Source organism: uncultured Corynebacterium sp. (assembly GCF_902782855.1).
In the GTDB taxonomy this organism is placed as follows: Bacteria; Actinomycetota; Actinomycetes; order Mycobacteriales; family Mycobacteriaceae; genus Corynebacterium.
Genome location: NZ_CACZOO010000097.1, coordinates 1 through 8,316, shown reverse-complemented (window position 1 = coordinate 8,316; position 8,316 = coordinate 1). Strand labels below are relative to the sequence as shown.

The window sequence follows — 8,316 nt, the reverse complement described above, 5'->3', positions numbered from 1 at the left end:
TAACGGGGTGGGTGCGGGGGTGACGGCCGGTTCCCCGGACCACGGATGACTCCCCTCGGTGACCTGGCTCACCTAGGGTGGTGACCGAAGTGCGGACAAGTCGATATGTTCACGAAGGAGTTTCCATGACACAGCAGACGGAGCGCATCACCGCCGGCGGCCTCGAGGTCGCCAAGACCCTCTACGATTTCGTCAACGATGAGGTTCTGCCGGGTACCGGGGTGGACCGGGACAAGTTCTGGGAGGGCTTCGGCGCCCTCGTCGCCAAGCACACCCCGCGCAACCGTGAGCTGCTCGCCAAGCGCGACGACCTGCAGGCGAAGCTGGACGAGTGGTACACGCAGAACCCGGGCACGCAGGACCCCGGCAAGTACACCGCCTTCCTCAGGGAGATCGGTTACCTCGTCGACCAGCCCGGTGACTTCGACATCCGCACGCAGAACGTGGACGCCGAGTTCGCCACCACCGCCGGCCCGCAGCTGGTCGTTCCGATCCTCAACGCCCGCTTCGCGATCAACGCCGCGAACGCCCGCTGGGGTTCCCTCTACGACGCGCTGTACGGCACCGACGCGATCCCCACCGACGGTGGCGCCGAACCCGGCAAGGGCTACAACAAGGTCCGTGGTGACAGGGTCATCGCCTGGGGCCGCAACTTCCTCGACGAGGCGGTGCCGCTGGAGTCCGGCTCCCACGCCGACGTCGAGCGCTACGACATCACCTCCGGTCAGCTGGCCGCCGTCATCGACGGTGCCGAGGTCCACCTGCAGCAGCCCGAGGTCTTCGTCGGCTACGCCGGGGAGAAGGACGCACCGACCGACATCCTGCTCAAGCACAACGGCCTGCACATCGACATCCAGATCGACGCGTCGTCCCCGGTCGGCTCGACCGACAGGGCCGGGGTCAAGGACATCGTCCTGGAGGCCGCGGTCACCGCCATCATGGACTTCGAGGACTCGATCGCTGCGGTGGACGCCACCGACAAGGTCCTCGGCTACCACAACTGGCTGGGTCTGAACCAGGGCACGCTCGCCGAGGAGGTCACCAAGAACGGTCGGACCTTCACCCGTGAGCAGAATGACGACCGTTACTTCACCGCGCGCGACGGCTCAGAGCTGCGTCTGCACGGTAGGTCAACGATGCTGTGCCGCAACGTCGGCCACCTCATGCAGAACCCCGCGATCCTCGACGCCCGGGGCGACGAGATCTTCGAGGGCATCATGGACGCCGTCATCACGGCGGCCTGCGCCGTCCCCGGCATCGACCTGGACAACCCGCGCCGCAACTCCCGTGAGGGTTCCATCTACATCGTCAAGCCGAAGCAGCACGGTCCGGAGGAGTCCGCCTTCACCAACGACCTGCTCGCCGATGTCGAGGACCTCCTCAATCTCCCGCGTTTCACCCTGAAGGTCGGTCTGATGGACGAGGAACGCCGTACCAGCGTCAACCTCGACGCCTGCATCGCCGCGATCGCCGACCGCGTCGCCTTCATCAACACCGGTTTCATGGACCGCACCGGTGACGAGATCCACACCTCGCTGCTGGCCGGACCGATGTTCCGCAAGCCGAAGCTCAAGGCGTCGCTGTTCATGGACTCCTACGAGCACAACAACGTCGACGCCGGCCTGGCCCACGGACTGTCCGGTAAGGCCCAGATCGGTAAGGGCATGTGGGCCAAGACCGACCTCATGGCCGAGATGCTGGAGCAGAAGATCGGTCAGCCGAAGCAGGGCGCGTCCACCGCGTGGGTCCCGTCCCCGACCGGTGCGACCCTCCACGCCACCCACTACCACCTGGTCGACGTCTACGCCGTCCAGGCGAAGCTGATCACCGACGGTCGTCGTGATTCACTGCCGGGTATCCTCACCGTCCCGGTCGCCGCCGCCAAGGTCGGCGAGGGTGAGGCCACCTGGACCCCGGAGGAGATCCAGGAGGAGCTGGACGACAACTGCCAGTCCATCCTGGGTTATGTCGTCCGCTGGGTCGAGCAGGGTGTCGGCTGCTCCAAGGTGCCGGACATCCACGACATCGACCTCATGGAGGACCGCGCCACCTGCCGCATCAACTCCCAGCTGCTGGCCAACTGGCTCAAGCACGGTGTGGTCACCGAGGAGCAGGTCATCGAGGCCTTCAAGCGCATGGCCCAGGTCGTCGACCGGCAGAACGCCGGGGACGCCGCCTACCGCGACATGGCCCCGGACTACGACAACTCCGTCGCCTGGAAGGCCGCCCGGGACCTTGTCCTGCTCGGTACCACCCAGCCCTCCGGTTACACTGAGCCGATCCTCCACGCCCGACGCCTGGAGTTCAAGGAGCTGCACGGTATCGCGTAACCGGCGCTGACCTGCCGCGGGCACCGTGGGTGCACCTTCGACGGCCCGTTCCCCCCCCCGGGAGCGGGCCGTCGCCGTTGTTCCGGGTCCGCCGTCCCGCCACCGGGCGTGGTGTCCGCCCGCCACCTACGATGGGGGAATGACAGCAGACCTACCCGACCGGGACGCCCTCCCCGACCTCGCCACGTTCGGCGCCGTGCTCCTCGACCTGGACGGCGTCATCACCCCGACCGCGGACCTGCACCGCCGGGCCTGGTCGGCCGTGTTCACCGGGTTCTTCGCCGACCGCGGTGTCGCCCCGTACACGGAGCAGGACTACTTCGACCACATCGACGGCCGTCCGCGCAGTGAGGGCGTGGCCGCGGTGCTCGCGTCCCGTGGGATCACCCTGCCGACCGACCGCTCCGATCCGGCGTGGTCCGCCGCCGGTGGAGAGTCGGGGCAGGGGACGGAGGATGTGGGCGTCAGTGGGGTTGCCGGGGACGCCGGGGTTGCCGGGGACGCCGGGGACACAGCCGGCGACGCGACCGTCCTCGGCCTGGGTCTGCTGAAGAACATGGACTTCCTCGCCCTGCTCGACCGGGGCATCGACGCCTACCCCGGCTCCGTCGCCCTGCTCGACGCCCTCGACGCCCTCGCCGACCTCGACACCGGTGCCGGGGGGCCGCAGGTGGCGGTGGTGAGCTCCTCGCGGAACGCCCGACCGGTTCTCGCCGCCGCCGGCCTCATCGACCGTTTCCCGGTCATCGTGGACGGCAACGTCGCCGCGGAGCGGGGACTGCCGGGTAAACCTGCCCCGGACACGTACCGCTACGGTGCGGAGCTCCTCGGCGTCCCGGAGCACCGGGCCGTCGTCGTGGAGGACGCCGTCAGCGGGGTTGCCGCGGGTGCCGCGGGCGACTTCGGTCTCGTCCTCGGGGTAGACCGCGGTGCCGGAGCGCGGGCACTGACGGACGCCGGGGCGGATATCGTCGTCGCTGACCTCGGCGAACTCGTCGACGTTCTCGGCACCGACAGTGACGGTGGTGCGGGTGGCGACGGTGACGTCACCGTATCCGACGGGCCTGCCGTACGCTGAACCACTGATCCACACCCCAGCCCGACCCCAGCCCGACCCCAGCCTGACCGAAGGGACATGCCGTGACCGACCGGACCGACCGGAATGACCATCTCGAGGAGTTCCTGGCGCAGCGTCGTCGTGTGGCGTCCGTCGTGAACCGCCCCGTCGGCGACGGGAGTGACCCGGCGGATCCCGCCGACTACTTCCCGCCGGGGTACCGCACCGACGTACATCTCGATGACGTCGACCCCCTCGAGCTCGTGGACCGGAGCGCCCATCCCGTCGACGAATGGGGCTGGCATGAGCGCCGACCTGGCCGCACGGACGAGGAGCTCGGCCTGTCGGAGACGCTCTTCTCCCTGTCCAACGGCTATCTGGGCCTGCGCGGCAACCCGCCGGAGGGCCGGGACTCCCACGAGCACGGCACCTTCATCAACGGTGTCCACGAGACGTGGAACATCGAGCATGCGGAGGACGCCTACGGTTTCGCCCGTGAAGGTCAGACCATCGTCCAGGTGCCGGACGCCAAGGCCATGCGCCTGTACATCGATGATGAACCGCTGCGTCTCGGCGTCGCCGAGGTGGAGGACTACGGCCGCACCCTCGATTTCCGGGAGGGTGTGGAGCGCCGCAGCTTCATCTGGCGCACCCAGGCGGGCAAGCGCGTCCGCGTTGTCACGGACCGGATGGTCTCGTTCCAGGAGCGTCACCTCGCGCTGATGAGTCTGGAGGTCGAGCTGCTGGACGCGGACGCCGCCGTCGTCATCTCCTCGCAGATCCTCAACCGGCAGGATGGTGAGGACGAGTTCTCCTCGATCCTCGACACCTACGCGTCCTCCTCCGCGGCGGCGGACCGGGCGGACGCCCACGCTGCCGACGTCAACGGTGGCGCGGATCCCCGCAAGGCGGAGAAGATCGCCGGCCGGGTGTTCCAGCCGACCTACCGGTCGAGCTCGGAGGACCAGCGGGTGACGCTGGGGTACCGGGTGACGAACTCCGGGATGACTGTCGCGGTGAGCATGGACCACGTCCTCGACGTCACCCAGGCCCAGGGCACCGGTGGTTCGGGGGTGCCGGCGTCCTCGGACGCGGTCGGCGGGGTCGAGATGCAGACCGAGATGCGTGACGATGTGGCCCGTGTGGTCTACCACGTCGACGGGACCCGGGGCCTGCGGGTGCGTCTGGAGAAGTTCGTCTCGTACCATTCCTCACGTCACGTCTCCGCCGAGGAACTCGCCTTCCGCTGCGCCCGGACGATCAACCGGGCCCGGCAGGTGGGTTACCGGACGCTGCAGGCGAACCAGGCGGAGTGGTTGGGCAGGTTCTGGCGCCGGTCCGATGTGCGTGTCACCGGAAAACCCGAGCTGCAGCAGGCGGTCCGGTGGAACCTCTTCCAGCTGATCCAGGCGTCCGCCAGGGCGGAGACCCAGGGCATACCCGCCAAGGGGCTCACCGGGTCCGGGTACGGAGGGCACTATTTCTGGGACACCGAGGTCTACGCCCTGCCGTTCCTGACCTACACCAGCCCGCAGTTCTCCCGGAACGCGCTGCGTTTCCGTTACCTGATGCTGCCGCAGGCCCGGGAGCGGGCCCGCGAACTCTCCCATGACGGGGTACTGTTCCCGTGGCGCACGATCAACGGACACGAGTCGAGTGCGTACTATGCGGCGGGCACGGCGCAGTACCACATTGACGCGGACATCACCTACGCCCTGATGAAGTACGTCCACGCCACCGGGGACGTCGAGTTCCTGCTGGATGAGGGGATCGACATACTTGTCGGCACCGCCCGGTTCTTCATGTCGTTGGGGTTCTTCGATCCGACGGGGGAGAAGTTCCAGATCCACTCGGTGACCGGGCCGGACGAGTACACCACCGTGGTGAACAACAACCTCTACACGAACGTGATGGCGCAGTACAATCTCCGGGTGGCCGCCGATGTCGCCCGGCAGATGTGCCGCGAGCGTCCGGAGGCCTTCCAGCTGCTGGCGGACCGGACCGGGCTGTCGGAGGACGAGCTGGACCTGTGGGACCAGGCTGCGGCGGCGATGTACGTCCCGTTCGATGAGCGGATGCAGATTCATCCGCAGGACGACCAGTTCCTCAACCGCCAGCTGTGGAATCTCGATGACCCGGCGGTCGGGGCCAAGCGTCCGCTGCTGCTCCACTACCACCCGTTGACGATCTACCGGTACCAGGTGCTCAAACAGGCCGATGTGGTGCTGGCGCTGTTCCTTCAGGGGAGCGGCATGTCGACCGAGGTGAAGAAGCGTGACTACGCCTACTACGACCGGTTGACGACGGGGGACTCGTCACTCTCGGCGGTGGTGCAGTCGATCATGGCCGCGGAACTGGGTTTCCGGGACACCGCGATGAGTTTCTTCCTGCGGGGTCTGTTCCTCGATCTGGAGAACCTCCACGGCAACAGTGCCGACGGGGTGCACATCGCGTCCTGCGGCGGGGTGTGGAGTGCCCTGGTCTTCGGCTTCGGCGGGTTCCGCGACGACTACGGCCGGTTCAGCATCGAACCGCGACTGCCGGCGGGCTGGGAGTCTCTGGAGTACAACGTGACCCTGCAGGGGTACCAGGTCCGGGTGGCGGTGCGCGAGGGGTCCGTGGAACTCCGGATCGTCGGTGGCGGCGACGGGCTCGTGGGGCCGGTGACCGTGCTGGGCCGGGACGTGGTGATCGGGTCGGAGCCGGTGCGGGTCGAGGGGGACACCACCCTGGTGTCCGACGAGGACGGGTTGGCGGAGACCGTGGCACCCGTCGATGTTGTTTTTGTTGAAAAATGATGACGGTATAATGATGCCGGCCGGGAGGGCTCCCCTCCCCACGGTCGGAGCGGCTGTCAGGGCAGCCGAACCTCACTGCGGCGGGTCGGCGATTCGCTGTTTGACCTGCGTAACGTGGTGTTCACGGTACGGGCGTACTGTCGTGCTGTGATCTTTTTCACGCGACAGGGGTCCAGTTGGTGTTTGCCACTCTGGCAGTCGTAGAGTGTCACTGACACTGGAGGTGCCATGACTGTTAAATACGATGATCCCGTCGCACTGGAGCACGGGAAACTGAACATTAAACCGCTCCGGGAGAAGCCTGATTTCCCGTCCTGGGCGATGAAGCTGACGATGGCCGTGACTGGCATCATCTTCGTCCTCTTCGTCCTGTTCCACATGGTGGGAAACCTCAAGGTTTACACCGGTGCGGAACACTTCAACGAGTACGCCGACTTCCTGCGCCGCATGGGGGAGCCGATCTTCCCCCATGAGACGGTCCTGTGGATCCTGCGCGTCGTCCTCATCATCTGCCTCGTGCTGCACGTGTACTGCGCCTTCGCCCTGAAGGCCCGGTCGAAGCAGTCCCGCGGCCCCGAGAAGCGCTTCGGCAAGGTGAAGAACTTCAACACCTTCACCGCCGGGTCCATGCTGGGCACCGGTTCGGTGCTGCTGCTCTTCATCATCTTCCACATCCTCGACCTGACCATCGGCAAGGTCGTCTCCCCGGGGGACTTCGAGCACGGTGAGGCCTACGCCAACCTGGTCGCGTCCTTCGACCGACCGGTCGTCGCCGTCTTCTACATCCTCTGCATGATCGTGCTCTTCCTGCACGCCACGCACGGTATCTGGACGGCGTCCTCCGATCTCGGCATCACGGGTCACCGCACCCGTCAGGTGGTCCTGTGGATCTCGTACCTGCTTCCGGCCATCGTCATGATCGGCAACATCTCGATCCCGGTGGCCGTCCTCTGCGGCCTCGGTAGCTAGCGGATCTGGACAAGGAGAAGAGACAACAATGGGAATGAGTAAACCCCACCCGCACAACCAGACCGCGGACTTCAGCTACGACGAGGCCCTGGCCGCGTTCCAGGCGCCCGAGTCCACGGTCGACGGTGTGACCGTCGGCAAGGTCATCGGGGACAACGCCCCGCATGAGGTCGGACAGCAGCAGCAGTGGCAGTTCGACAAGGAGCACTTCAAGCTGGTCTCCCCGCTGAACCGCGCGAAGTTCACGGTCCTCATCGTCGGCACCGGCCTTGCCGGTGGAGCCGCCGCAGCCGCACTCGGTGAGCTCGGCTACAACGTGAAGGTCTTCACGTACCACGACAGCCCCCGCCGTGCGCACTCCATCGCCGCACAGGGTGGCGTCAACTCCTCGCGCGCCAAGCGCCTGGACAACGACTCGACCTACAACCACACCAAGGACACCGTCAAGGGCGGCGACTACCGGTGCCGGGAGAACGACTGCTGGCGTCTCGCCATGGAGTCCCCGAAGGTCATCGACCACATGAACGCCATCGGTGCCCCGTTCTCCCGCGAGTACGGCGGAACCCTGGCCAACCGTTCCTTCGGTGGTGTGCAGGTCTCCCGCACCTTCTACACCCGTGGTCAGACCGGTCAGCAGCTGCAGCTGGCCACCACCTCGGCACTGTACCGCCAGATCGGTGCCGGCCACGTGGAGATCTTCACCCACTCCGACGTCCAGGACGTCATCGTGGAGGACGGGATCTGCAAGGGTATCGTCACCCGCAACATCATCACCGGTGAGCTCAGCATCCACACCGGCCACGTCACCGTGCTCGCCACCGGCGGTTACGGCAACGTGTACCACATGTCCACGCTGGCCAAGAACTCCAACGCCAGCGCGATCATGCGCGCCTACGAACAGGGCGCGTACATGGCGTCCCCGTCCTTCGTCCAGTTCCACCCGACCGGCCTGCCGGTCAACTCCGACTGGCAGTCCAAGACGATCCTGATGTCCGAGTCGCTGCGCAACGACGGCCGCATCTGGACCCCGAAGAAGAAGGACGACCAGCGGGATCCGATGACGATCCCCGAGGATGAGCGCGACTACTTCCTCGAGCGCCGTTACCCGGCCTTCGGCAACCTGGTCCCGCGCGACATCGCCTCCCGGGCGAACGCGCAGCAG

The 8,316-nt window shown here is 66.7% G+C and carries 5 protein-coding genes; all 5 read left to right on the top strand.

Going from position 1 to position 8,316, the window contains the following annotated elements; all coding sequences use genetic code 11:
* Nucleotides 1-125: 125 nt before the first annotated feature.
* Complete coding sequence (locus QZV72_RS04575; RefSeq protein ID WP_297005809.1) at nucleotides 126-2,330, top strand: malate synthase G; 2,205 nt, start codon at nucleotides 126-128, stop codon at nucleotides 2,328-2,330.
* Between the two features lie 139 nt (nucleotides 2,331-2,469).
* The gene (locus QZV72_RS04570) at nucleotides 2,470-3,408 is read left to right on the top strand and encodes an HAD family phosphatase (protein WP_297005808.1); all 939 of its coding nucleotides are present in this window, start codon (nucleotides 2,470-2,472) and stop codon (nucleotides 3,406-3,408) included.
* Between the two features lie 62 nt (nucleotides 3,409-3,470).
* Nucleotides 3,471-6,185 carry a glycoside hydrolase family 65 protein gene (locus QZV72_RS04565; RefSeq protein WP_297005806.1) on the top strand — a complete coding sequence of 905 codons (2,715 nt, stop codon included), beginning with the start codon at nucleotides 3,471-3,473 and terminating at the stop codon, nucleotides 6,183-6,185.
* A gap of 228 nt (nucleotides 6,186-6,413) precedes the next feature.
* Nucleotides 6,414-7,154, top strand: a complete 741-nt coding sequence (locus tag QZV72_RS04560; protein ID WP_297005805.1) for a succinate dehydrogenase cytochrome b subunit — start codon at nucleotides 6,414-6,416, stop codon at nucleotides 7,152-7,154.
* A gap of 28 nt (nucleotides 7,155-7,182) precedes the next feature.
* Nucleotides 7,183-8,316, top strand: a 1,134-nt coding sequence (locus QZV72_RS04555) for an FAD-dependent oxidoreductase (RefSeq protein WP_297005803.1), incomplete at its 3' end; no start/stop codon positions are given.